The organism is Bradyrhizobium sp. ORS 86, assembly GCF_045571475.1.
Taxonomy (GTDB): domain Bacteria; phylum Pseudomonadota; class Alphaproteobacteria; order Rhizobiales; family Xanthobacteraceae; genus Bradyrhizobium.
Map to the genome: position 1 here is coordinate 4,388,488 of NZ_CP120699.1, position 24,230 is coordinate 4,412,717.

The following is a 24,230-nucleotide window of genomic DNA, read 5'->3' on the forward strand; positions in this document are numbered from 1 at the left end:
GCCGGACGTAAGACTTAAGGCAAAAGCGGGATGACGTTTCCTGGGAAGCGTCATCCCGTCACGATGGTCGCGGCATGCTCCGAACGGCCCGCGTAATCCGGGTATGCGCCGATTATTTCTGCGGCAGATTGGTCCGGATGTGAAGCTCCCGCAACTGCTTCGGTGTTGCTTCCGAGGGCGCGCCCATCAAGAGGTCCATGGCCTGCTGGTTCATCGGGAACAGCGAGATCTCGCGCAGGTTCGTGGTGCCGCACAACAGCATCACGATACGGTCGAGGCCCGCCGCCATGCCGCCATGCGGCGGCGCACCGTACTGGAAGGCACGGTACATGCCGCCGAAGCGGTCGATCACTTCCTGCTCGCCATAACCCGCGATCTCGAACGCCTTCACCATCGCTTCCGGCTTGTGGTTGCGGATGCCGCCGGAGGCGATCTCGTAGCCGTTGCAGGCGATGTCGTACTGGAACGCCTTGATGGTTAGCGGATCCTGCGTCTTCAGCGCGTCGAGCCCGCCCTGCGGCATCGAGAACGGGTTGTGCGAGAAGTCGATCTTCTTGTTCTCCTCGTCATACTCGTACATCGGGAAGTCGACGATCCAGGCGAGCTCGAAGCGGTCCTTGTCGATCTGGTTCAGCTCCTCGCCGAGCTTGGTGCGCGCAAGGCCGGCGAACTTCCAGAACTTCTCCGGGTCACCAGCGACGAAGAACGCCGCATCACCTTCCTTCAGGCCGAGCTGGTCGCGGATTGCCGCCGTACGTTCCGGGCCGATGTTGTTGGCAAGCGGGCCGGCGCCCTCGCCGCCCTCGCGCCACATGATGTAGCCGAGGCCGGGCTGGCCTTCGCCCTGCGCCCACGAGTTCATGCGGTCGCAGAACGCGCGCGAGCCGCCGCCCACGCCGGGGATCGCCCAGACCTGGTTCTTCGGGTCCTCCAGCATCCGCGCGAACACCTTGAAGCCAGAGCCGCGGAAGTGCTCGGAGACCTCCTGCATGATGATCCTGTTGCGCAGGTCGGGCTTGTCGGAGCCGTATTTGCGCACCGCCTCGGCGAACGGGATGCGCGGCCAGTTCTTGGTCACCGGCTTGCCCTTGGCAAAATCCTCGAACACGCCGGTGATCACAGGCTCCATCGCAGCGAATACGTCGTCCTGGGTGACGAAGCTCATCTCGACGTCGAGCTGGTAGAACTCGCCCGGCAGGCGGTCGGCGCGCGGGTCCTCGTCGCGGAAGCACGGCGCGATCTGGAAATAGCGGTCGAAGCCCGACATCATCAGGAGCTGCTTGTACTGCTGCGGCGCCTGCGGCAGCGCGTAGAACTTGCCGGGATGGATGCGCGAGGGCACCAGGAAGTCGCGCGCGCCTTCCGGCGACGACGCAGTCAGGATCGGGGTCTGGAATTCGAAGAACCCCTGCTCCTTCATCCGCCTGCGCATGGAATCGACGATCGCGCCGCGGGTCATGATATTCTGATGCAGCTTCTCGCGACGCAGGTCGAGGAATCGGTACTTAAGCCTTATGTCCTCAGGATATTCCTGCTCGCCGAACACTGGCAGCGGCAGCTCGGCCGCGGGGCCCAGCACCTCGATCTCCTTGATGTAGACCTCGACCATGCCGGTCGGCAGTTCAGGATTGTCGGTCCCCGCGGGGCGGCGGCGCACCTTGCCGTCGATCCGAACCACCCACTCCGAGCGGAACTTCTCGACCTCGGCGAATGCCGGCGAGTCCGGGTCGGCCACGCACTGGGTGATACCGTAATGGTCGCGCAGGTCGACGAACAGCACACCACCATGGTCGCGGACCCGGTGCACCCAGCCGGAGAGCCGGACCGTCTGGTCGATATCGCCCTCTCGGAGCGCGCCGCATGTGTGTGACCGGTAGCGATGCATCTTAGTCCCAAAAACTGATGTCGGAGGAAACGAATCGGCGGGGCCGTCAGGGCCGGTGCCGAAGTTGCGCAGGGTTTACCTGAGCCGGCCGGGTGCGGCAACCAAGGGAACGCCCGGTTTCGGGCCGAAACCGCACATTTTGACCGCGCCGGGCGGCAGGTGGTTTGCCTATTGGCCCCGCTGGCCTATCTTTTGGATATGACCGTCCATTTCCCATTCCAGAACACCTATTCGGCGCTGCCGGCGAACTTTTTCGCCCGCGTCGCGCCGACCCCGGTGGCAAGCCCTCGGCTGATCAAGCTGAACCGGCCGCTGGCCCTCCAACTCGGGCTGGACCCGGACCTGCTCTCGACGCCCGAGGGCACCGAAATCCTCGCCGGCAAGCGTCTGCCCGACGGCGCGGACCCGATCGCCATGGCCTATGCCGGTCACCAGTTCGGGACCTTCGTGCCGCAGCTCGGCGACGGCCGCGCCATCCTACTCGGTGAGGTCGTCGACCGGGACGGCGTCCGCCGCGACATCCAGCTCAAGGGAAGTGGCCCCACCCCGTTCTCCCGCCGCGGTGACGGCCGCGCCGCGCTTGGTCCGGTCTTGCGTGAATACATCGTCAGCGAGGCAATGTTCGCTCTGGGCATCCCGACCACCCGCTCGCTCGCCGCTGTCGTCACCGGCGAGCCCGTGATGCGCGAGACCGCGCTGCCGGGCGCGGTGCTGACCCGCATCGCGTCGAGCCATATCCGCGTCGGCACCTTCCAGTTCTTCGCCGCCCGCGGCGACACCGACGGCGTGCGCGCGCTCGCTGACCACGTCATCGCCAGGCACTATCCGGAGCTGACGAGCGCCGAGCGTCCCTATCACGCCCTGCTCGCCGGCGTCGTGGCGCGGCAGGCCGACCTGATCGCGCGCTGGCTTCTGGTCGGCTTCATCCACGGCGTGATGAACACCGACAACACCTCGATCTCGGGCGAGACCATCGACTACGGCCCCTGCGCCTTCCTCGACGCCTACAACCCGGCGCAGGTGTTCTCCTCGATCGACGAGATGGGCCGCTACGCCTACGCCAACCAGCCGCGCATCGCGCTATGGAACCTGACGCGGCTCGCAGAGTGCCTGTTGAAACTGTTTTCCGACGATCAGGAGAAAGCGATCGAGCAGGCGCAGGAGATCCTCGGCGAATTTCCGCAAGCATTCACGGCGGCCTATAATTCCGGCCTGCGCCGCAAGGTCGGCCTGTTCACCGCGCGCGACGGCGACGAGGCGCTGATCCAGGACCTGCTCGACGCCATGGCGAAGAACGAGGCTGACTTCACGCTGACCTTCCGCCAGCTCGGCGAGGCCGCAGCCGATGAGGCCGCCGACGTCCGTGCGCAGTTCACCGATCCCGCCGCCTTCGACGAATGGGCCGGCCGCTGGCGGCAGCGCCTCGCGCTGGAGCCGCAGTCTGCGGCCGAGCGCAAGGCCGCGATGCACGCGGCCAATCCCGCCTTCATCCCGCGCAACCACCGCATCGAGGCGGCGATCGCCGCCGCGGTCAACCGGGACGACTATGCACCGTTCGAGGAGCTGCTGACGGTGCTGGCGAAGCCGTATCAGGATCAGCCGCACTATGCCGCGTATGCCGACCCGCCGCTGCCCGAGCAGCGCGTGACGCAGACATTCTGCGGGACGTGAATTCTCTCGGCACCGTCATTGCGAGTTGTAGAGTTGGGTAGAGCGAAGCGAAACCATCCTACTCAACTCTCATACCGTCACCACGATCTTCCCGAACTGCGCGCTCGATTCCAGGAAGCGGTGCGCTTCCACAATCTCGTCGAACCGAAACGTCCTGGCGATCACCGGCTTCAACGCACCGGCCGCGAGCCCGTCAAGGATGAACGTCTTCGCCGCCGCAAGCCGGGCCGGATCGCGGACGATCTCGTGCACGAGGTAGCCACGCAGCGTCAGGGTCTTGCTCAGCACGCTCGCGAGCGGAAACGGCGTCGGCTCCGGGCTAAGCCCGCCATACTCGATCAGGATGCCGCCCGGCGCCATCGCTGATGTCAGCGGCACGAAGGCCGGGCCGCCCACCGCATCGAGCACCACGCGAACGCCGTTCGGCCCCGCGATCTGCTCCAAGCGGATTTGCAGGTCCTCGTCCGCCGAGGCGATGACATGCGCGGCGCCGGCCTCGCGCAGCGCCGGTGACTTCGCCGATGTCCGCGTGACCGCGATTGGGACCGCGCCGATCCGGTTGGCGATCTGGATCGCGGCAAGTCCGACGCTGCTCGAGGCCGCCGTGATGACGACGAACTCCCCTCTCCCGAGCCGGGCAACGTCGACGAGCGCACCATAGGCCGTGAGGTATTGCATCCAGGTCGCGGCCGCCTCCTCGAAGCCAAGCCCGGGCGGAATTTTTACGACCAGTTCGGCCGGGTACGTCACCAGCTCGCCATAGGCCGGCCATCGCACCATCGAGATCGGCGGCACGATGCTGACGGCGTCGCCGAGCGCGAAACCGCTGACATCGTCGCCGATCGCCTCGACGAGGCCGGCGGCCTCCAGCCCCAGCCCGGACGGCAACGTCGCCGTCTCGATGTAATTCCCCGCGCGCAGCAAGGCCTCTGCCCGATTGAGCCCGAGGGCCTTGACCCGGATCCGAACCTCGCCGCGCCCGGGCGGTGCGACCTGGACCTCGTCGATCCGCAGCACCTCGGGACCACCATGCCGGTGAAAGCGAACGACGCGAGCCATAGCGCAACTCCAAAACAATTGAATTGAATGACGCTATGCCCGGCGAAACCGAACGGATAAATGACCTCACCGACCAGACAGTCGAAAGCAGGAGTTTCGAATTGGACCGCCTCGCCAGCATGGCCGTGTTCGTCAGGGCCGTCGATCTCGGCTCGTTCGCGGCCGCCGCCGACGCGCTCGAAATGTCGGCGCCGATGGTCGGAAAGCATGTGCGCTTCCTCGAGGAGCGGCTCGGCGTCCGCCTGCTCAACCGCACCACGCGGCGTCAGAGCCTGACCGATGCCGGGCAGGCTTATTACGAGCGTTGCCGCGTCGTGCTGGCCGAGGCTGATGCCGCCGACGCGCACGCCTCCGGGCAGTCGTCGGAGCCGCGCGGCCGGCTCCGGGTCACGATGCCGGCGCTGCTCGGCCGGCACTGCGTCGTCCCCACGCTGCTCGATCTGGCGCGGAAATATCCGGCGCTCGAGCTCGACCTCTCGTTCGGCGATCCGATCGCCGATCTCGTCGAGGGCGGTTACGATCTTGCGATCAGGACCGGCGATCTCAACCCTCAGTCGGGCGTGATCGCGCGGCGCATCGCCCGCCAGCGCATGGTGATCTGCGCCTCGCGTGCCTATCTGCGGGCACACGGCAAGCCGCGCGCGCTCGAGGAGATCGCGCAGCATCACGCCATCATTTATCGCCGATCGGGACGCGTGCGCCCGTGGCTGTTCCCGCGCGACGGTCAGCCGCCGCTTGAGATCTGGCCGGCCGGCAGGTTGCGGCTCGACGACCTCGAAGCGATCGCGGACGCGGCAACCAAGGGCATGGGCCTCGCCTGGCTGCCCTCATGGCTGGTCCGCCAGCGCCTGCAGAGCGGCGCGCTCGTCACCGTGCTGCGGGATCAGCCGGAGTTTCCTTACGATTGCCACGCACTCTGGCTGCCGACGCCCCGGCTGCCGCTGAAGGTTCGCCTCGCGGTGGACGCGCTGGCGGCAGCTCTGCCGAAGCTCGTGGCATGAGTTTCACCGGAGCAGCGGGCATCGGCGCCGTCAGCACCGCCGCCTCGAATTTTTAGCAACGATTTCCAGCGCTAATCGTTGGCCGGACATCGCGGGACGCGTGGCCGCGAGGTCTCGTTCCGCCTCGATGACGGAGAGCCAGGATGAACGAGCGCGATCAGAGCCGCAAAGCCGCGATCGAGCGCAGCAATCCAAACGGTATCGAGCCCGCCTTCTCGGAGGACGACCTGCAGCGGCAGGAGCTCGGGCCGCGCGGCGTGCCCGGGCAACCCGACCCGGCGAAGATGACGCCGCAACGGGCGAAGAAGACGCCGATCGATTCCGGTTCCGGCGGTCACACCGCGTGAGAATGGAGGAACCGCAATGACGATGACGTTGAGCCGGACCTGGTTCGACGAGCGGAGCAACGAGCTCGGTGACCGCGGTTTTTTCGTCGCCCCGCTCGACGATCTCGTGACCTGGGCCCGCTCGGGATCCCTGATGTGGATGACATTCGGACTTGCCTGTTGTGCGATCGAGCAGATGCAGGTGTCGATGCCGCGCTATGACGTGGAACGCTTCGGCGCGGCACCGCGCGCCTCGCCGCGCCAATCGGACGTCATGATCGTCTCTGGAACGCTATGCAACAAGATGGCCCCCGCCCTGCGCCGGGTCTATGACCAGATGCCGGAGCCGCGCTACGTGATCTCGATGGGCTCCTGCGCCAATGGCGGCGGCTACTATCACTATTCCTACTCGGTCGTGCGCGGCTGCGACCGCATCGTCCCGGTGGACATCTACGTGCCAGGCTGTCCGCCCACCGCGGAGGCGCTGCTGTACGGCATCATGCTGTTGCAGAAGAAGATCCGGCGGACCGGCACGATCGAGCGATAGATTCTGATCCAGCGAACGGCGCGTCGAGCTGACGCTCTCGCGCCTGTGTGTGTGGAGACGAGAGAGGTGCCCAGCATGAAGATGACGACCTTCAAGGACATGTACATCGCCGAGCTCCAGGAACTGGTCAGCGCCGAGAGCCAGCTCGCCGCCGCCCTGCCGCGCATGGCGGAGGTTGCGTCGCATCCCTCGCTGAAGGATGCGTTTGGCAACCATGCGCGCGAAACCATCGTGCAGGGCGAGCGGCTGAAATCGCTGCTGAAGATGCATGGCGCCGATCCTGGCCTGCACACCGACCAGGCCATGCAGGCATTGATCGGCGAGACCGCCAAGATGGTCTCGATATTGCCCGACGACAATCTGCGCGATGCCGCCCTGATCGCGTCCGCGCAGAAGCTCGAGCATTACGAGATCGCGGCCTATGGCAGCGCGGCGGCGCTCGCGGGCCAGCTTGACCTGCGCGACGACCAGCGCTTGCTGCACGACAGCCTCGACGAGGAACGCCAAACCGACGCGCTGCTGACGAAGCTGGCCAAAGGCGAGATCAATCAGGACGCCCTGGCGGCGTGATCGCGCAACGAGGATCCCGTTGCGAACGGGCTTCCATCGGAGGCGCACGCAAGCGCCTTCGATGGATGCTGCGCCAGATTGCGGGAAGCGCGGCATGTCGTGAGCATTAACTCACCTTCCACCATGCCTCGCACCCTCGTGCGGTAACCATAAGGTTTAACAAGTCGTCAACGCTCCCCCAACAAGTCTAAATGTTTCCAAAGGGGAGAATGAGCCGTGGACGCGTTTGCCTTTGAATTCATCGGACTGGCGATGATCGCGCTCTGCCTCGTCGTGCTGGGGATGCCTGCGGCACGCCGGCCGTCGAAGAACATCCGTTACGATTGAGCGGCCGGTCGCTGCACTAGGAGACCGCATCGACGGCAGCTCACATCAGCAAGCGTCACTGGCGCGCTCGCGGCCAGAGCCTGCGCGTATAATCTCGCGAGGCCCGCTGCGGTCGCCTCGGCGCGACGCATCCATTTTTCAGCACCTCAGCCCAGCGGGAATCCGCTACGACGCAGCCTTCGGATTCAAACTGGTCGAGCGCTCGGTCTGAACTGTGTCACGGCAACACCCGAGATCGCCAGCAGCGCACCAATAATCAACTTCGGGGTCATCGGCTCGCCAAGGAATAATGCGCTCGACATCAAGGCGAACACCGGCAGCAGCAGACCGAAGGGGGCGACGCGCCCCATGGAGCAGCGAGCGATCAGCCAGAACCAAAGGCCAAATCCAACAATTCCTCCGATGAAAATCGTGTAGGCGAGCGCCAGCCAGCCACGTTCATCCGCAGCAACGAGGCTCGCCAGTTGTCCATATTCCAGGAGCAACGACATCAACACCACCTGCGGCACTGTGAACAGCGACGACCAACCCATCAACATCAACGGGTCAAAAGGGCCGTACCGTTTCGTCAAGACGTTGGAGACCGCGAACGCGAAGGCAGCTCCGACCACCAGCAGAAGTGGTAGCCCGTTTGACGACAGGCCGGGGTCCGCCCTCAACACGAGGACGCCGGCGAATGCAAGCACCACACCGGAGACGGTCGTGAGAGACGGCCTTTCCGCCAGCAGCGGCCAGGCCACCAGGACTGTGAAGGGCGTGGAGAGTAGATATGCGACAGCCGTCATGCTTCCCGAGCCGAGCCCAAGGCCAACGTAGAAGAGCCCGAAGTTCAGTCCGCCAAGAAAAAGCGAGATAGCTGCGATAGGACGCAACTGTTCACGCGTGGGCTTTTTGACGAACGGAATAAGCAGGAGCGCGGTGGCCAGGAAACGCAGCGCAAGGAAAAAGAACGGCGGAAACTCCGCAACGCCCACTTTGATGACCACGAACTGATAACCCCAGAGCAAAGGAACGGCCACCGCGCAAACAATCTGGATCGCGGACATGACATTCTCCTTTAAAGACCGATCAGTCCAGATATCGGCACGCCGATCGCGAGGACGGTCCCGGATTTGCTTACCTGATGAAACGATCGAGCAGAGCGTCGGCCGCGGCTTGGGTTATGGCTCCCGTCGGTGCCGTCTTGCTGATCACTCGCAGCCCCTCAACGAAACAGACGAGAATGCGGGCAGCATTTGCAGGGTCGACACCGTCGGCTAACTTGCCCGCCGCCTTCGCACGGGAAAGCGCATCCGCCACCCGCGCTTCCATGGCTCTGAAAAAGCTCGCAATGCGACGATTAACGTCAGCGTCACGCCCGGCCAGTTCCATGGTCGTGGCAATCACCAGACATCCGCGCCGACCGTGGGCGCCGCCCGCGCGGTCAACATATCCAGCAAGGTAGGCCCGCAGGCCGTCCACCGGGTCCTTGCGAGGGTCTAGCTCGATATCCATCCGTGTCACGGCATCGGCAATGTAACGATCGAGCGCGCGCAGGAAGAGCGAGTGCTTGTCACCGAAAGCAGCATAAAGGCTGCCACGCGAGAGCTTCGTCGCACGAAGGAGGTCTGGCAGCGCTGTGGCATGATAGCCACGCGACCAGAACACACCCATCGCGCGTTCGATAGCGGCTTCCGCATCGAAACTCCGCGGGCGACCGCGGGGCAACGGCACTGAGATTCGGTTGCTCATTCCATATATATATAGACCAAACGGTCTTTAAATCAAGCGACCGCTTTGCAGATCGCCGATCACTGAGTTGCCCGACGGCGCAAGCCCCCGCTGCAAAAATATTTCGGTTTTCAAGAAGTACAACTCAGTGTATGAACAGCCCGTCTCACCCGCTTGAGGGGCGCTTCGCGATCGTCACGAGTGCCGGGTCGGGATGCGGTGGACGCCGCGCGTGTGACTGACGAGCATATGCGAGGCGGACGGCGAAGTCGTGCAGGCCTGACGCCCTAGTGGCAGGTGTCCTGTTGCAAGACGCAATTGCGTCTTGCAACAGCGGTGACAACCAAGCCCAGTCTCGCCGGGGCGAGCACGTATAAGCCGTAACCCATCGCGCAGGGAAAGCCGGAGTGTTTCCGGTACACCTGTGGTCCTACCCCCGAGCTTTCTACCCTTGCTCGGGGCCCATGGGTGCGATCGGCACCCGGCTTTCCCTGCGCCCTCTTCCTTCGAGAGGGCGAAAACGCAGCAAACCTCGGGCGCAATCAGTGCCGCGGGACCGCCAAGACATGGAAAAAGGCCCAGGTCTGTCCCATATGCAGAGTTAAAATCCCAGCAAGACCCTTGACATAGCTGCCCTTTCGGCAGAACGCCTGTGTTGAGCGTCATGGACATTTCATGGATCTGATTACCACCACATCGGAACTTGCGGTCGCCTGCGACCGCCTCGCCAAACACAAGGTTATCACCGTCGATACCGAGTTCCTGCGAGAAACGACCTATTACCCGCTGCTCTGCGTCGTGCAGATGGCGAGCGCGGAGGAAGCGGTCGTGATCGACGCGCTGGCGCCGGGCATTGATCTCAAACCGTTCTTCGACCTGATGTCGAACGAGGCGGTGCTGAAGGTCTTCCACGCCGCGCGTCAGGACATCGAGATTGTCTGGCACCTCTCCGGCACCATTCCGCATCCGATCTTCGACACCCAGGTTGCCGCCATGGTGCTCGGCTATGGCGACAGCATCGCCTACGATCAGCTCGTCGATCGCGTCACCGGCCACCGCCCCGACAAGACGCACCGCTTCACCGACTGGTCGCGCCGTCCGCTGAGCCAGGAGCAACTTCACTACGCCGTCTCCGACGTCACCCATTTGCGCGACGTCTTCGCCGCGCTCGACGCCGATCTGAAAAAGCGCGGCCGCAACGACTGGGTCAGCGAGGAGATGGAGATCCTGACCTCGCCGAAGACCTATGACTTCCATCCCGAGCGCGCCTGGGAGCGGCTCAAGACCCGCGTGCGCAAGCCACGCGAGCTTGCGGTCCTGATCGAAGTCGCGGCATGGCGGGAACAGGAAGCGCAGAGCCGCGACGTGCCGCGTTCGCGCGTGCTGAAGGACGACGCGGTCGGCGACATCGCAACCCACGCCCCGACATCGCTCGAGAAGCTCGCCAATCTGCGCTCGCTGCCGAAAGGCTTCGAGCGCTCGAAATGGGGCGGCGATATCATTGCGGCCGTGCAGCGCGGACTCGCGCGCGACCAGGCCTCGCTGCCGAAGCTGGAAAAGCCGCGCAACAATGCCAATGGCGCAGCGACCGTCGAGCTGTTGAAGGTGTTGCTGCGGATGACCTCCGAGCGGCACGCGGTCGCCAGCAAGGTGATCGCGACCGTCGACGATCTCGAGCAGATCGCGGCCAGCGACAACGCCGACGTCGGCGCCCTGCACGGCTGGCGACGTGAATTGTTCGGTGAGGCCGCGCTGAAGCTGAAGCATGGCCAGCTCGCGCTCGCCATCGACAAGGGGCGCGTGGTGCGGGTCGATCGGGGGTAGCGCGCGCTGCGCCCGGAGATTCCGCACCGCGATGAGCGCAGCGGGCCGTCGGCCATTGGCCCAGCGAAACAGACGGTTCCCGGCGACCACAGGCTCCGGTTGCGCCATATGAAACAATCGCTCCGCGGCAGAGGCTTGCTAACCCGGAATTTTCATGTTGCAATCTCTGCGCAATCGGACTGCAGCCGTTCGACTGTGCGTTTCGCGACGTTGAGATCCAAGGCTTCGAGACACAAGACTTCGCACTTGAAGATTCGAGACTTGAAGAATCGGGGATTGAACAGACACCGGGAAGCCCGTTTGTGGCGTGGCACGTGCAAAACGTGGCCGCGTCTTTTTTATGTCTAAACTGGGAGAGAGGCGATGCCGAAGGGTACCGTCAAGTGGTTCAACCCGACCAAGGGTTACGGGTTCATCAAGCCGGCAGTCGGAGAGAAGGACGTGTTCGTCCACATCTCGGCAGTCGAACGCGCAGGCCTTACCACGCTCAACGAGAACCAGACGATCGAGTACGAACTGGTGGAGAGCCGTGGCAAGACGTCGGCGGAAAACCTCAAGATCAACTGAACGTCGGCGCTGTCGGCGCAACCATTCCTGATGCCTCCCCCCGGCTGCATCACCCCGGGGGATTTCTTTTAGGCTTGCGCGCCTCAGCCCGCCGGCGCGATCAAGGTGCGATCGGACGCTGCGCTTCCCAGCGTTTTGCAGCGATCACCGTCCAGTTCCAGCCGGCCGCTTGCCAGCAGCCGCAGCGCCTCGGGGTAGATGCGATGCTCGATGGTGATGACACGCGCCGCGAGCGTCTCGGGCGTATCATCGTCGGCAACGGGGACCGCCCCCTGCATCACGATCGGACCCGCATCGGTCTCCGGGATCACGAAATGCACCGTCGCACCGGACAGCTTGACGCCTGCACGCAGGGCCTGGCCGTGCGGATCAAGGCCGGGGAAGCACGGCAGCAGCGAGGGGTGGATGTTCAGCATCCGCCCGTACCAGCGGCGCGCGAAATCGGCCGTGAACAGCCGCATGAAGCCGCCCAGGCAAATCAGCTCGACCTGCTTCTCGTCGAGCGCCCGCTGCAGCACCGCCTCGAAACCGGCGCGATCCTTGCCGAACGGCTTGCTCTCGACGACGACGGTCGGAATGCCGCTCGCGGCCGCCCTCTCAAGCCCGGCGGCGTCGGCCCGGTTGGAGATCACGACCACGATCTCGGCCGGAAAGTCCGGCCCCCTCGCGGCCTCGATCAGCGCGGCCATGTTGGAGCCGCGGCCCGAGATCAAGATGGCGACGCGGCGCTTCATTGGGCGAGATCGAGATGACCGTTGTAGACCACGCGATGCTCGTCCTTGGCCGCGATCACCTCGCCGAGAACAGCCACGGTCTCGCCGCTTGCGGTGAACACCTCGGTCACCCGGTCGACGGCATCAGGCTTGACGATCGCGATCATGCCGATGCCGCAGTTGAAGGTGCGCAGCAGTTCGAGTTCGGCAATGCCGCCCAGCTCCGCCAGCCATTTGAACACCGGCAGCACCGGGAGCCGCGCCAGATCGATGCCGACGCCGAGATGCTTCGGCAGCACGCGCGGGATGTTGTCGGTGAAGCCGCCGCCGGTGATGTGGGCGAGGCCCTTCACCGCGCCGGTCTCGCGGATCGCGCGCAGACAGGATTTCACGTAGAGCCGCGTCGGGGTGAGCAGCGCCGCGCCCAGCGTCATCACCGGCGAGAACGGCGCCGGTGCATCGTAGGGAAGCCGGGACTGCTCGACGATCTTGCGCACCAGCGAATAGCCGTTCGAGTGCACGCCCGACGAGGCCAGCCCGATCACGGCGTCGCCCACGGCGATATCGGGGCTCGGCAGCAAGGTGCCGCGCTCGGCCGCGCCGACGGCAAAGCCGCCGAGGTCGTAGTCGCCGTCCTTGTAAAGCCCCGGCATCTCGGCGGTCTCACCGCCGATCAGGGCGCAGCCGGATTCCCGGCAGCCCTCGGCGATGCCGGCGACGATCGCCGCGGCGGCCTCCGGATCGAGCTTGCCGCAGGCGAAATAGTCGAGGAAGAACAGCGGTTCCGCGCCCTGCACGACAAGATCATTGACCGACATCGCGACCAGATCGACACCGATGCCACCGTGGATCCCGGTTTCGATCGCGATCTTGAGCTTGGTGCCGACGCCGTCGGTCGCCGCGACCAGGACGGGATCCTTGAAGCCGGCCCGCTTCAGGTCGAACAACCCGCCGAAGCCGCCGATCTCGGCATCCGCGCCGGGGCGCGCGGTCGCCCGCACCATCGGCTTGATCAGATCGACCAGACGATTGCCGGCGTCGATGTCGACGCCCGAATCCGCGTAGGTGAGCCCGTTTTTGCGCTCGGTCATGCCCAATTCCAGATGATCAGGGGCTGGTTACGAGGAATTCCGCCGCCGCGCAATGGCTCGCGGCGATGCGGTCACGATACTATGTAGATAACACCCGTCCGCTGCTGCCAAGAGCCGGATATTGAGTAAAATCAGGCTTCTAGCCGGGAAGCGACCAAGTTGAGCATTCCGAACATCATCACCCTCGGCCGCATCATCCTGGTGCCGGTGATCGTCTGGGCCATCGTCTCCAGCCAGATGGAGATCGCGTTTGCGATTTTCGTGATCGCCGGCGTCTCGGACGCGGTCGACGGGTTTCTTGCCAAGCGCTTCAACATGACGAGCGAGCTCGGCGCCCTCCTCGACCCGCTCGCCGACAAGGCGCTGCTGGTGTCGATCTATGTCTCGCTCGGTATCTGGGGCGCGGTGCCGCGCTGGCTCGTGATCCTCGTCGTGTCGCGCGACATCATGATCGTGTCCGCCGTGATCGTGTCATGGTTGTTCGACAAGCCGGTGGAGATGAAGCCGTTGATGGTATCGAAGTTCAACACGGTGGCGCAGGTGGCGTTTGCAGCACTGGTGCTGGCCTCGCTCGGCTTCGGCTTCGAGCCGCATCCCTACGATGGCATCCTGATGGGACTGGTCACGATCTTTACTTTGGTTTCCGTGTCCCTCTATCTCGTGGAGTGGCTGCGGCACATGAGCACGATTGAAGCCCGGTAGCCTGAAGCCCGATAGCCTGGTTTGGAGATTTGTGTGGCAGGTAGCGTTCAACCTCGACAATTGGCCCTGGCGCTGCCACACGAGGAAAGACTGACGCGCGACGACTTCCTCGAGGGGCCGGCGAACGAAGCCGCACTGACGCTGATCGATCGCTGGCCCGACTGGCCGAACCGCATCATGCTGCTGGTCGGGCCGGAGGGCTCCGGCAAGAGCCACCTCGCCGCGATCTGGGCCGAGCACGCCGGCGCGCGCTCGACCTCGGCACATGCGCTCACCGCGGATGCCGTCCCCAGGGCGCTGGCGACCGGCGCGCTGGTGGTTGACGATCTCAGGCCGTCCGATTTCGACGAGCGAGCGATGTTTCACCTGATGAATCTCGCGCGCCAGGATGATGCCTTCGTGCTGCTGACGGCCCGCGTCCCGCCGTCGGCCTTCGAGATCGAGTTGCGCGATCTGCGTTCGCGCCTCCGCGCCGTGCCCACAGTGACGCTGCTGCCGCCCGATGATCACCTGTTCCGCGGCCTGATCGTGAAATTCTGCGCCGACCGCCAGATGACCGTGGACGAGCAGCTCGTGAGCTACCTGACCACCCGGATCGAGCGGTCCTATGCCGCCGTCCGACAGGCGGTCGAGCTGTTGGATACCGAAGCGCTGCGGCTCGGCAGGCCCGTCACCCGGGCGCTGGCCGCCGAGTTGTTGCGCGATGCTTGAACGGAGCTGCCCGGCTTGACGGCGGAAATCGCCGGAACATCAATGTCATCGAAACGTCATCGCAATATCACATGGTTTGTGCGGCTCTCGGCTAGACCGCTCAGGGCCGATACCCCGGATTGGATTGACACTTGATGGACGCCCCTCAAGCCATTGAAATAAAAGAGAAAGAGCCGGACGCCGCCGCACTGCCCGCGATTGCGACCAGCCCCGAGCGATTCATCAATCGCGAGCTCTCCTGGCTACATTTCAATCGCCGGGTGCTTGAAGAGTCAGTCAACACCGGCCATCCCGTGCTGGAGCGCGTTCGATTCCTGTCGATTTCAGCCAATAACCTTGACGAATTCTTCATGGTCCGCGTCGCCGGCATCAAGGCGCAGGTCCGCGAAGGCATCCCGGAGCGCAGCCCTGACGGCCTCACCCCGTCCGAGCAGCTCGTTGTGATCAACAAGAACGTGTCACAGCTTGCCTCCGACCAGCAGGCGATCTGGCGCGACCTCCGGACCATCCTGTCCGAGGTCGGCATCCAGCTCGTCGACGGGCGCGACGCCACCAAGTCGGAGCGGGCCTGGATCGAGGATCACTTCCTCCACAACATCTTCCCGCTGCTGACGCCGCTGGCCATCGATCCGGCGCACCCGTTCCCGTTCATCCCGAATCTCGGTTTCACCGTCGCCCTGCAACTGTCGCGGATCTCCGACGGCAAGCCGATGAACGCGCTGATCCGCATGCCGGGCAAGATCGACCGCTTCATCCGCTTCCCCTCCAACAAGGAGGGCGGTCCGGCCCGTCTGATCACGCTGGAACAAGCGACCGGCCTGTTCATCGGTCGACTGTTCCCAGGCTACACCGTCAAGGGCCAGGGTGCGTTCCGGATCATCCGCGACTCCGAACTCGAAATCGAAGAAGAGGCTGAAGATCTGGTCCGCGTGTTCGAGACCGCGCTGAAGCGCCGCCGGCGCGGATCGGTGATCCGGCTCGAGATCGAGGCCAAGATGCCGGAGGAGCTGCGCAGCTTCGTGCAGCACGCATTGTCGGCGTCCGACGACGAGGTGTTCCTGGTGGACGGCGTGCTCGCGATGAACGAGCTGTCGCAGCTCACCCGCCTCGATCGTCCCGATCTCGAATTCTCGCCCTACGTCCCGCGCCATCCCGAGCGCGTGCGCGATCACGGCGGCGACATCTTCGCGGCGATCCGGCAGAAGGACCTCATCGTCCATCATCCCTATGAATCGTTCGACGTCGTGGTGCAGTTCCTGCAGCAGGCCGCGCGCGACCCCGACGTCGTCGCAATCAAGCAGACACTCTATCGCACTTCGAACAACTCACCGATCGTGCGCACGCTCGCGGAGGCCGCCGAAGCCGGCAAATCGGTGACGGCGCTGATCGAATTGAAAGCGCGCTTCGACGAGGAAGCCAACATCCGTTGGGCGCGCGATCTGGAGCGCGCCGGCGTGCAGGTCGTCTACGGCTTCATCGAGCTGAAGACGCACGCCAAACTGTCGATGGTAGTGCGCCGCGAGGCCGGCAGTCTCACCACCTATGTGCACACCGGCACCGGCAACTATCACCCCGTGACCGCGCGCATCTATACCGACCTCTCCTACTTCACCTCCGACCCGATCATCGGCCGCGACGTCGCGCGCGTGTTCAATTACATCACCGGCTATGCCGAGCCGAGCGACATCGAGAAGATGGCGGTGTCGCCGCTGACGCTGCGCAAGCGCATTATCGAGCACATCCGCGACGAGATTGCCCATGTCCGTCACGGCCGGCCCGGCGCGATCTGGATGAAGATGAACGCGCTGGTCGACCCCGACATCATCGACGCGCTGTATGAGGCTTCGCAAGCCGGCGTCTCGATCGAGCTCGTGGTGCGCGGCATCTGCTGCTTGCGCCCTGGTCTGCCCGGATTGTCGGAGAACATCCGCGTCAAGTCCGTGATCGGCCGCTTCCTGGAACACGGCCGAATCTACTGCTTCGGCATGGGGCAAGGCCTGCCGAGCACAAAAGCTGCTGTGTATATCTCGTCCGCCGACATGATGCCGCGGAACCTCGACCGTCGTGTCGAGGTTCTCTGTCCGCTGCAAAATCCCACGGTGCATCAGCAGGTTCTCGAACAGATCATGGTCGCGAACCTGAAGGACACCGAGCAAAGCTGGCAATTGTTGCCGGATGGGTCGTCAACGCGTATGAAGGCCGCGAAAGGCGAAGAGCCATTCAACCTGCACGACTACTTCATGACAAATCCGAGTCTGTCCGGCCGTGGTAAGTCTCTCAAGGAATCTTCGCCGCGCCGGCTCACGCGTCGTAACGAACGTCAGCAGGCATCGTCATAAGGGGGCTTCAAGGTGAAGCGGCCGCGGAAGCGCGCTTCCAGCGTCGCTGTCATCGATATCGGTTCGAACTCGGTGCGTCTCGTGGTCTACGAGGCGATGGCGCGCAGTCTCGTCACCATCTTCAACGAGAAGGCGTTGTGCGGGCTCGGTCGCGAGGTGCAGAGCACCGGCCTGCTTGCGACCGATGCGGTCAACAAGGCGCTGACCGCGCTTCGCCGCTTTCGCGCCTTGTGCAGGATTCAGCAAGTCGGCCGTGTCCATGCGATCGCCACCGCCGCCTGTCGCGATGCCAAGAATGGCCCCGACTTCATCGCCAGGGCTGAACGCATCTGCGGCGCAAAGATCGAGATTTTGTCCGGGCCGCGCGAAGCAAAGCTGTCGGCGCTCGGCGTCGTCTCCGGCGTGCACAATCCGAACGGCATCGTCGGCGATCTCGGGGGCGGCTCGGTCGAACTGATCGACGTGAAGGGCAATCGCGTGCGCAGTGGCGTCACGCTGCCGCTCGGCAGCCTCGCGCTGCAGGACCTGTCGCACAAATCGCTCAAGCGCGCCGAGCGCATCGTCAAGAACGAATTGCTCGGCGTCGCCCAGCTCAAGGCTGGGCGCGGCCGCACCTTCTACGCGGTCGGCGGCACCTGGCGTGCGCTGGCGCGCATCCACATCATCCAGAGCGGCTATCCGCTCAAGGTGATGCACGGCTATTCGATTGCGGCTGCCGACGCGCTCGATTTCGCGCAGCGGCTGCGGCGGCTCGCCGCCACCAACACGCTCGCCAATATCGAGGCTGTCGCCGACGCTCGGCGGCCGCTGCTGGCTTATGCCGCGCTGGTGCTCGAATACATCATCCGCGTCGCGCAACCGAAGACCATCGTGTTCTCGACCTTCGGCGTACGCGAGGGTCTGCTGTACGAGATGCTGCCGCCAGCCGAGCGCGCCAAGGACGGTCTGGCCTGTGCGGCGCAGGACCTCAACGAATTGCTGTCACGCTCGGCCCGTCATGCTCAGGAGCTGACCGCCTGGACCGATCGTCTGGTGCGCGTGGTGAAGCTGCGCGAAAGCGAGGAAGACCGCCGACTGCGTCACGTTGCCTGCCTGCTCTCCGACATCGGCTGGCGCGTGCATCCGGATCATCGCGGCGAGGAAACCCTCAGCCTGATCATGAACGGCAATTTCGGCTCGATCACGCATCAGGGACGCGCGTTCGTCGCGCTCTCGGTGTTCTATCGCTACGCTGGGCTAAGCGAGGAAAACGAACCGCCGTTGCAGATCCGCGAACTTGTGACGCCGGCGATGGACGAGCGCGCCCGCGTGCTGGGCGCGGCGTTCCGCGTCGCGCATCTAATCACAGCGGCGCGCACCGGCGTGTTGCCGGCGACGCATTTCCGGACCGAGGGACGCAAGCTGATGCTGGTGTTCGAGCATCGGATGGTCGATCTGGTCGCCGACCGGGTCGGCAGCCGCTTCCGGCAATTGGCGCGCCTGGTCGGGCGGTCCGGCTCGATCGTCAGGCGGTAGACGATCGCCACCTCAGGCTGCTTCCACGGAACGCTTGGCCTTGCGCAGCGCCCGCCGGCGCCAGATCGAGCCCGCGACCAGCACCACGATGACGCCAAGCACGGCAAGAAGGATCTCGCCGCCGCTGCCGCCATGGCCGAACTGCGGCGCCATCCCGACTGAGGCCAGCAACGAATCGAGCTTGGCGCCGAGCGATCCGGCAAACAGCGCATCGAGCCGCGGATGCACGGCCGGATCGGTCGCGATGACATCGCCCGCGATCCAGCCGAGCAGCGCGGCGCCGGCCCAGACCAGGATCGGCAATTTGTTGAGCAGCGCCATGATCAGCGCGGCACCGGCGACGATCAGGGGAACGCTGATCGCAAGCCCCAAGACCAGCAGCGGCACGCTGCCATTGGCGGCCGCCGCCACCGCGATCACATTGTCGAGGCTCATCACGATGTCGGCGACGACGACGATCTGCACCGCCGCCCACAGATGGGAGGCCGCATCCACGCTGTCCTCGTCCTCCTGCTCAGGCACCAGGAGCTTGGCCGCGATGACGATCAGCGCCAGCCCGCCGACCAGTTTCAGATAGGGCAGCCCCATCAGGCTGGCGACGATACCGGTGAAGATGACCCGCAACAGCACCGCGGCAGCGGCGCCGAGGATCATGCCCCACAGGCGCTGGCGCGGCGCCAGACCGCGGCAGGCGAGCGCGATCACGAGCGCGTTGTCGCCCGACAGCAGGACATTGATCCAGATGATCTTGCCGACCGCGACCCAAAAGGTTGCCGTCGCCATCTCGTTCTTGAACTCGGTGAAGAACGCCCCAACATGCGCGGGATCAAAGATCTGCCACAGCCAGTCCACAGCGCGTCCTTTTCGGCCTCACGGCCGCACCTGGCGGCGAACGCTCGCCGCACCCCTAGTCTAATCGGGCGCGGTCTCTTCGGCGGACCGCAGCCCTCGTCCTCGGATCGGCCTCAGCCGACGATTTCGTTGCCGGAGAAGAACTGCGCGATCTCGACCACCGCGGTTTCCGGCGCATCCGAACCGTGCACCGAATTTTCGCCGATCGACTTCGCGTAAAGCTTGCGGATCGTACCCTCGGCGGCCTTCGACGGATCGGTCGCACCCATCACATCGCGATATTTAAGGATGGCGCCCTCGCCTTCCAACACCTGGACCACCACCGGACCGGAGGTCATGAACTCGACCAGTTCGCCAAAGAACGGGCGCGCCTTGTGGACGGCGTAGAAGGTTTCGGCCTGGCCGCGGGTCATGCGAATGCGCTTCTGCGCCACGATCCGCAGGCCCGCCTTCTCGATCACCGCGTTGACCGCACCGGTCAGATTACGCTCGGTGGCATCGGGCTTGATGATCGAAAAGGTGCGTTCAATCGCCATGATTTCGTCCTTGCAAAGGGTGGCTGGGAGTTGCCGGGGCTTATATCGGCGCGATGCTGTGACGGCAAGCGACCCTGTGACGCGTTAGCCTTTAGTTTTGACGTGTTCTCACAACGGAAGCCGGCCGTCTCCGGCAAGGCCCTCGCCCCAGCAAAATTACGACGATTTCACAAAGGTGAACCCAATCTGTCGCGGCCGTGCCGCTGCTGTTCAGCTCCGTCTCGCTAGGCTCCTGACCGATCGGACGCCTTGCTGGCCCATCCGCAAGCCTCACAGGACGTCCCGGGAAACGATGTCACCGCGGGCGCCTGGTGTGCGCCCAAACCTCGAGGAGACGATCATGTTGCGCAAACTCTCGCTTGCTGCAGTCGCCGCGATTTCGCTGGGCGCGGCCGCGCTCGCCCCGACCTCCGCCTCTGCCTGGGGTGGCTGGCATGGCGGCTGGCACGGAGGATGGCACGGCGGCTGGTGGGGCCCGCGCGTCATCGTCGGTGGTCCCGCCTACTACGGCGGCTATCCCGCATACGGCTATGGCGGCTGCTACGTGCGGCGCGTGGTGCCGACGCCCTGGGGCCCTCGCTGGCGCCTGATCAACCGTTGCTATTGACCTGACGAAACCCTCCCCTGACTGGTTCAGCCCCGGCTTTGTGCCGGGGCTTTTTTTGCCCGCGGGAACCCGTCGCGGCGAGCCTCTACCTCAAGGCGAATACCGGAAGGATCGGACTACCGGAAACCAAATTCGGGGTCACGACTTGTTATGGCACGGAAATCACTCGAACCTTGCGAGGTGGAACTCGCCACGAGACAAACCATGACGCCGACTCACACCAACAACGATCTTGACCAGATCGATCACAAGACCTGCCGTTACATCTGCGATGCCGTAGGTGAACGGCTTCAGCAGAGCATGCGTCCCGAGACCTCGCTATCATCCCACTTGCAGCAGCTTTTGGATGAGCTGCGCCGACGAGAGAACGATCATCATTAGACATTGCTGGGCGGGACAAGGCGCCCGAAGTAGGTTTTCCGAGACATACCCGAACAGATTTTACCGCTTGGCGGGTTGCGTTTGGCAGCGGGCCCGGTGACAAGGCTGCATGCTCTCCATCACCGATATCTCGATCCGGATCGCAGGGCGGCTGTTGATCGATCACGGTTCCGTGCAAATCGTGCCCGGCGCACGCGTCGGATTCGTCGGCCGCAACGGCGTAGGCAAGTCGACGCTGTTTCACGCCATCCGCGGCGACATCCCGACCGAGAGCGGCAGCATTGCACTTCCGCCGCGCTGGCGGATCGGCAGCCTGGCGCAGGAAGCGCCCGACGGGCCCGAAAGCCTCATCAACGTCGTGCTCAAGGCTGATCTCGAGCGCGACGCGCTGCTGCGCGAGGCCGAGACCGCGCACGATCCGCATCGCATCGCCGAGATCCAGACGCGACTGGTCGATATCGACGCCCATTCCGCTCCCGCCCGTGCCGCGGCGATTCTCAGCGGCCTCGGCTTCTCGACGGCCGATCAGGCGCGGCCTTGCGCGGAATTCTCCGGCGGCTGGCGCATGCGCGTCGCGCTGGCAGCAACGCTGTTCGCGGCACCCGATCTGCTGCTGCTCGACGAGCCAACCAACTATCTCGACCTCGAGGGGACCCTGTGGCTCGAGAATCACCTCGCCAACTATCCGCGCACGGTGATCGTGATCAGCCACGACCGCGACTTGCTGGACACGTCGGTCGATCAGATCCTGCACCTCGATCAGGGCAAGCTGACACTCTACAAGGGCACCTATTCCTCGTTCGAGGAACAGCGCGCAGCCCGCGAATTGCTCGACGCCAAGCATGCCAAGCGGCAGGCCGACGAGCGCAAGCGCCTGCAGGCCTTCGTCGATCGCTTCAAGGCCAAGGCCTCCAAGGCGCGCCAGGCGCAGTCGCGCGTCAAGATGCTGGAGCGGATGAAGCCGGTCACGGCACTCGTCACCCAGGATGTGCACGAGATATCATTCCCGGCGCCGGAGAAATTACTGTCGCCGCCGATCATCGCGGTGGACGACGTTTCGGTCGGCTACGAGCCCGGCAAGCCTGTCCTCAATCGCGTGACGCTGCGCATCGATACTGACGATCGCATTGCGCTGCTCGGCGCCAACGGCAACGGCAAGTCGACCCTGGTCAAGCTGCTGGCGGGCAAGCTCGCGCCGTTCTCGGGAAGGATCGTTCGGGCGGAAAAACTGTCGATCGGCTACTTCGCCCAGCATCAGGTCGATGAGCTCAATCTCGACGGCTCACCCTATGACCACATCCGCAGGCTCATGCCCGATGCACCCGAGAGCAAGGTGCGTGGCCGCGTCGGCGCGATCGGCTTTTCCGGCAAGGCGGGAGATACGCTGGTGAAGAGCCTGTCCGGAGGTGAAAAGGCACGGCTGCTGCTCGGGCTCGCGACCTTCTTCGGCCCAAACATGATCATCCTGGACGAGCCGACCAACCATCTCGACATCGACAGCCGCGCGGCGCTCGCGGAGGCGATCAATGATTTCCCCGGCGCCGTCATGATGGTCTCGCACGACCGCTATCTGATCGAGGCCTGCGCCGAGCGATTGTGGATTGTCGCCAACCAGACCGTGACGGCGTATGACGGCGATCTCGACGAATATCGAAAGATGGTCCTTGCCGCCAACGACGGCCGGTCGGCGTCACGCGAGCGCATCAAGGAGGCCGCAAGGCCCGAGCGCGGCAGGAACGAGAGGCGGACGCCACCGAAGCAGCGGATCGCGCAGGCGGAGGCCGAAATCGAGCGTATCACCGGCATCATCGCCAAGATCGACACTGCACTTGCGCTGCCCGATATCTTCACCCGTGATCCCAAGCAGGCGGCGCAGCTCGCCAAAGCGCGCGCCGGCGCCGAAAGCGCGCTGCAGCGCGCAGAGGAAGAGTGGCTGGAAGCGAGCGCCGAACATGACGAGGCGACGAGCTAAAGCACGACGAGAGTTGAATCGACTCGCGGCGGCTTCGGTCGACCTCTCCCAAGGGAGAGGTGACCTCCGCCGCTAATTCAGATCAAGCTGATCCCATCATGCTCCAAAGCGCGACGAGATTGAGTTGTTCGCGATCGCGCTTTTGCGACGAAGCGTCACAGCGCTCCGTTGATTCGGTGCGGCTCAACCGTTCGAAGTGGCCGCGTGCTTTTTCGGCTTCTTCTTTGACTTCGCAGCCTTCGGCTCCGGCGTAGGATCCGGACCGCGCTCGACCGAGGTCAGCCGTCCTGCCGTGAAGGTATAGATGCCGGCGCGCGGCCCACGCGACCAGGTCACGACCGCAACGCGATCGCCGCTCGGGCTGCTTGAGAGGTTCACGCTGTCGGGTGCACCGATGCCGCGCACCACGTCGCACTCGGTGTGGCCGAGTGCGACGCTGCCGGTCCGTGCCGGCTGCTCAGGCGGAGGCGCTGCGGCGGCACCATTTGCCAGCGCGTTCGCGTCGGCAGCTCCGGGCGGCGGTCCCATGCCTGGACATCCGCCGTCGGCACTGACGAGATCGTCGTTGGTCACCGGCTTGTCCGGTGTCAGGGGCGGCGCGTCGATCGAGATGTTGCGAATGAACAGCCGGCCGGGACGCGAGAACCAGTTCGCGTCGCGCGACAGCAGGTCCGACGCGCTTGAACAGCCGGCCAGACCAGACGCGAGGACAAGCAGCGCCAGCACCGATTTCCGACTGAATGTTCCGTCCCGCACGATCCGCAAAGCTCCCGCCCCTTCCACGCAAAGGGTTGTCCGAACATCACTTTGCGGCATGACCATGGCTCGCCGCACGAAACCTCGAATTATCATTAATTACTTGGAATCACTATTGCCGCCGCTGCCAACGCCCCCGTTCATCGGCCTGCCAATACGTGACCTCGAAGCCGCGCGCCTTGCAGGCGGTCCAGCTCTCGCGCGCCGCGGCCACCGCATCGGGATCGTCGCCGTTGAACACGAGGACCACCCGCTCGTAGCTATCGCAGTCGGCCGGCAGCGCCGCGTTGTCGATCAGGAATCGGACATTGGCCCGGTTAGGATTGCCCTCTTCGATCGACAGAATGATCGGCTGGTCCTGCGCGTCGCCGACCCGCCAGGTCGCGTGCGGCAAAAATGAATCGTCGCTGTAGGTCCACAGATGCGCATCGAGCGTCTCGGTGCGCTCCGGCGACGTCGATTGCACGACCACGCGCCAGCCGCGCTCGAGCGACTTCTCGAGCAGCGGCGGCAACACGCTCTCCAGCGTCATGTTCTGCAGATGATAGAACAGGACCTCGGTCATGCC

Annotated in this window: 23 protein-coding genes and 1 pseudogene; 14 read left to right on the forward strand and 10 right to left on the reverse strand. The window is 64.5% G+C overall.

Features of this window, described 5'->3' with window-relative positions:
• Positions 1 to 112: 112 nt before the first annotated feature.
• Positions 113 to 1,885: an aspartate--tRNA ligase gene (gene aspS / locus P6U25_RS20500; protein WP_407146568.1), complete on the reverse strand. Its 1,773-nt coding sequence runs from the start codon at positions 1,883 to 1,885 to the stop codon at positions 113 to 115.
• Between the two features lie 198 nt (positions 1,886 to 2,083).
• On the opposite strand from aspS, the gene P6U25_RS20505 reads away from it, so the two are divergent.
• Positions 2,084 to 3,556, forward strand: a complete 1,473-nt coding sequence (locus P6U25_RS20505) for a protein adenylyltransferase SelO (protein WP_407146569.1) — start codon at positions 2,084 to 2,086, stop codon at positions 3,554 to 3,556.
• A gap of 69 nt (positions 3,557 to 3,625) precedes the next feature.
• On the opposite strand, the gene P6U25_RS20510 is transcribed toward P6U25_RS20505, so the two are convergent.
• On the reverse strand, positions 3,626 to 4,615 hold the full coding sequence (locus P6U25_RS20510; protein WP_407146570.1) for a zinc-dependent alcohol dehydrogenase family protein: 990 nt from the start codon (positions 4,613 to 4,615) through the stop codon (positions 3,626 to 3,628).
• Positions 4,616 to 4,716: 101 nt separating this feature from the next.
• Here P6U25_RS20510 and P6U25_RS20515 point away from each other — a divergent pair, with 101 nt between their 5' ends.
• The 4 genes and pseudogenes from P6U25_RS20515 (at position 4,717) to P6U25_RS20530 (ending at position 7,059) form a co-directional block, all read left to right on the forward strand.
• A complete protein-coding gene (locus P6U25_RS20515; RefSeq protein WP_407146571.1) occupies positions 4,717 to 5,616 on the forward strand; it encodes a LysR family transcriptional regulator in 900 nt (299 codons plus the stop codon).
• Positions 5,617 to 5,759: 143 nt separating this feature from the next.
• Positions 5,760 to 5,963, forward strand: coding sequence for a hypothetical protein (locus tag P6U25_RS20520; protein WP_407146572.1), 204 nt, complete (start codon positions 5,760 to 5,762; stop codon positions 5,961 to 5,963).
• Between the two features lie 49 nt (positions 5,964 to 6,012).
• A pseudogene (locus P6U25_RS20525) lies at positions 6,013 to 6,489 on the forward strand (NuoB/complex I 20 kDa subunit family protein); the annotation flags it as partial.
• A 75-nt stretch (positions 6,490 to 6,564) separates the two neighbouring features.
• Entirely contained in the window at positions 6,565 to 7,059 is a 495-nt protein-coding gene (locus P6U25_RS20530; RefSeq protein ID WP_407146573.1) for a ferritin-like domain-containing protein, read from the forward strand.
• Positions 7,060 to 7,571: 512 nt separating this feature from the next.
• Here P6U25_RS20530 and P6U25_RS20535 read toward each other — a convergent pair.
• Positions 7,572 to 8,432, reverse strand: a complete 861-nt coding sequence (locus tag P6U25_RS20535; RefSeq protein ID WP_407146574.1) for a DMT family transporter — start codon at positions 8,430 to 8,432, stop codon at positions 7,572 to 7,574.
• 70 nt (positions 8,433 to 8,502) lie between these two features.
• A complete protein-coding gene (locus P6U25_RS20540) occupies positions 8,503 to 9,039 on the reverse strand; it encodes a TetR/AcrR family transcriptional regulator (RefSeq protein ID WP_407146575.1) in 537 nt (178 codons plus the stop codon).
• 732 nt (positions 9,040 to 9,771) lie between these two features.
• Here P6U25_RS20540 and rnd point away from each other — a divergent pair.
• Together rnd and P6U25_RS20550 are read left to right on the forward strand one after the other, a co-directional pair.
• A complete protein-coding gene (gene rnd / locus P6U25_RS20545) occupies positions 9,772 to 10,920 on the forward strand; it encodes a ribonuclease D (protein ID WP_407146576.1) in 1,149 nt (382 codons plus the stop codon).
• Positions 10,921 to 11,283: 363 nt separating this feature from the next.
• The gene (locus P6U25_RS20550; protein WP_407146577.1) at positions 11,284 to 11,487 is read left to right on the forward strand and encodes a cold-shock protein; all 204 of its coding nucleotides are present in this window, start codon (positions 11,284 to 11,286) and stop codon (positions 11,485 to 11,487) included.
• A gap of 83 nt (positions 11,488 to 11,570) precedes the next feature.
• On the opposite strand, the gene purN is transcribed toward P6U25_RS20550, so the two are convergent.
• Positions 11,571 to 12,221: a phosphoribosylglycinamide formyltransferase gene (purN, locus tag P6U25_RS20555; RefSeq protein ID WP_407146578.1), complete on the reverse strand. Its 651-nt coding sequence runs from the start codon at positions 12,219 to 12,221 to the stop codon at positions 11,571 to 11,573.
• Positions 12,218 to 13,291 (reverse strand): phosphoribosylformylglycinamidine cyclo-ligase, encoded by a 1,074-nt coding sequence (purM, locus tag P6U25_RS20560; RefSeq protein ID WP_407146579.1) that lies wholly within the window; start codon positions 13,289 to 13,291, stop codon positions 12,218 to 12,220. The genes purN and purM overlap by 4 nt, the downstream gene beginning before the upstream one ends.
• Before the next feature lie 159 nt (positions 13,292 to 13,450).
• On the opposite strand from purM, the gene P6U25_RS20565 reads away from it, so the two are divergent.
• From P6U25_RS20565 to ppx, 4 genes are all read left to right on the forward strand, one after another.
• Positions 13,451 to 13,993 (forward strand): CDP-alcohol phosphatidyltransferase family protein, encoded by a 543-nt coding sequence (locus P6U25_RS20565; RefSeq protein WP_407146580.1) that lies wholly within the window; start codon positions 13,451 to 13,453, stop codon positions 13,991 to 13,993.
• 33 nt (positions 13,994 to 14,026) lie between these two features.
• The gene (locus P6U25_RS20570) at positions 14,027 to 14,704 is read left to right on the forward strand and encodes a chromosomal replication initiator DnaA (RefSeq protein WP_407146581.1); all 678 of its coding nucleotides are present in this window, start codon (positions 14,027 to 14,029) and stop codon (positions 14,702 to 14,704) included.
• Between the two features lie 134 nt (positions 14,705 to 14,838).
• Complete coding sequence (locus tag P6U25_RS20575) at positions 14,839 to 17,043, forward strand: RNA degradosome polyphosphate kinase (RefSeq protein ID WP_407146582.1); 2,205 nt, start codon at positions 14,839 to 14,841, stop codon at positions 17,041 to 17,043.
• Positions 17,044 to 17,055: 12 nt separating this feature from the next.
• Positions 17,056 to 18,558 carry an exopolyphosphatase gene (ppx, locus tag P6U25_RS20580; protein WP_407146583.1) on the forward strand — a complete coding sequence of 501 codons (1,503 nt, stop codon included), beginning with the start codon at positions 17,056 to 17,058 and terminating at the stop codon, positions 18,556 to 18,558.
• Positions 18,559 to 18,570: 12 nt separating this feature from the next.
• Here the strand turns inward: ppx and P6U25_RS20585 are convergent, their stop codons facing one another.
• The gene (locus P6U25_RS20585) at positions 18,571 to 19,410 is read right to left on the reverse strand and encodes a TerC family protein (protein WP_407146584.1); all 840 of its coding nucleotides are present in this window, start codon (positions 19,408 to 19,410) and stop codon (positions 18,571 to 18,573) included.
• A 113-nt stretch (positions 19,411 to 19,523) separates the two neighbouring features.
• Positions 19,524 to 19,946: a nucleoside-diphosphate kinase gene (ndk, locus tag P6U25_RS20590; protein WP_407146585.1), complete on the reverse strand. Its 423-nt coding sequence runs from the start codon at positions 19,944 to 19,946 to the stop codon at positions 19,524 to 19,526.
• A 340-nt stretch (positions 19,947 to 20,286) separates the two neighbouring features.
• Between ndk and P6U25_RS20595 the strand changes: the two genes are divergently transcribed.
• The 3 genes from P6U25_RS20595 to P6U25_RS20605 all read left to right on the forward strand — a co-directional run bounded on the left by P6U25_RS20595 (position 20,287) and on the right by P6U25_RS20605 (position 22,906).
• Entirely contained in the window at positions 20,287 to 20,553 is a 267-nt protein-coding gene (locus tag P6U25_RS20595; RefSeq protein WP_407146586.1) for a sulfur globule protein precursor, read from the forward strand.
• 204 nt (positions 20,554 to 20,757) lie between these two features.
• A complete protein-coding gene (locus tag P6U25_RS20600; RefSeq protein WP_407146587.1) occupies positions 20,758 to 20,934 on the forward strand; it encodes a hypothetical protein in 177 nt (58 codons plus the stop codon).
• Between the two features lie 109 nt (positions 20,935 to 21,043).
• Complete coding sequence (locus P6U25_RS20605; protein ID WP_407146588.1) at positions 21,044 to 22,906, forward strand: ABC-F family ATP-binding cassette domain-containing protein; 1,863 nt, start codon at positions 21,044 to 21,046, stop codon at positions 22,904 to 22,906.
• A 183-nt stretch (positions 22,907 to 23,089) separates the two neighbouring features.
• On the opposite strand, the gene P6U25_RS20610 is transcribed toward P6U25_RS20605, so the two are convergent.
• Together P6U25_RS20610 and P6U25_RS20615 are read right to left on the reverse strand one after the other, a co-directional pair.
• On the reverse strand, positions 23,090 to 23,671 hold the full coding sequence (locus P6U25_RS20610; protein ID WP_407146589.1) for a hypothetical protein: 582 nt from the start codon (positions 23,669 to 23,671) through the stop codon (positions 23,090 to 23,092).
• A gap of 103 nt (positions 23,672 to 23,774) precedes the next feature.
• A complete protein-coding gene (locus P6U25_RS20615) occupies positions 23,775 to 24,227 on the reverse strand; it encodes a DNA polymerase III subunit chi (RefSeq protein ID WP_407146590.1) in 453 nt (150 codons plus the stop codon).
• Positions 24,228 to 24,230: the final 3 nt, after the last annotated feature.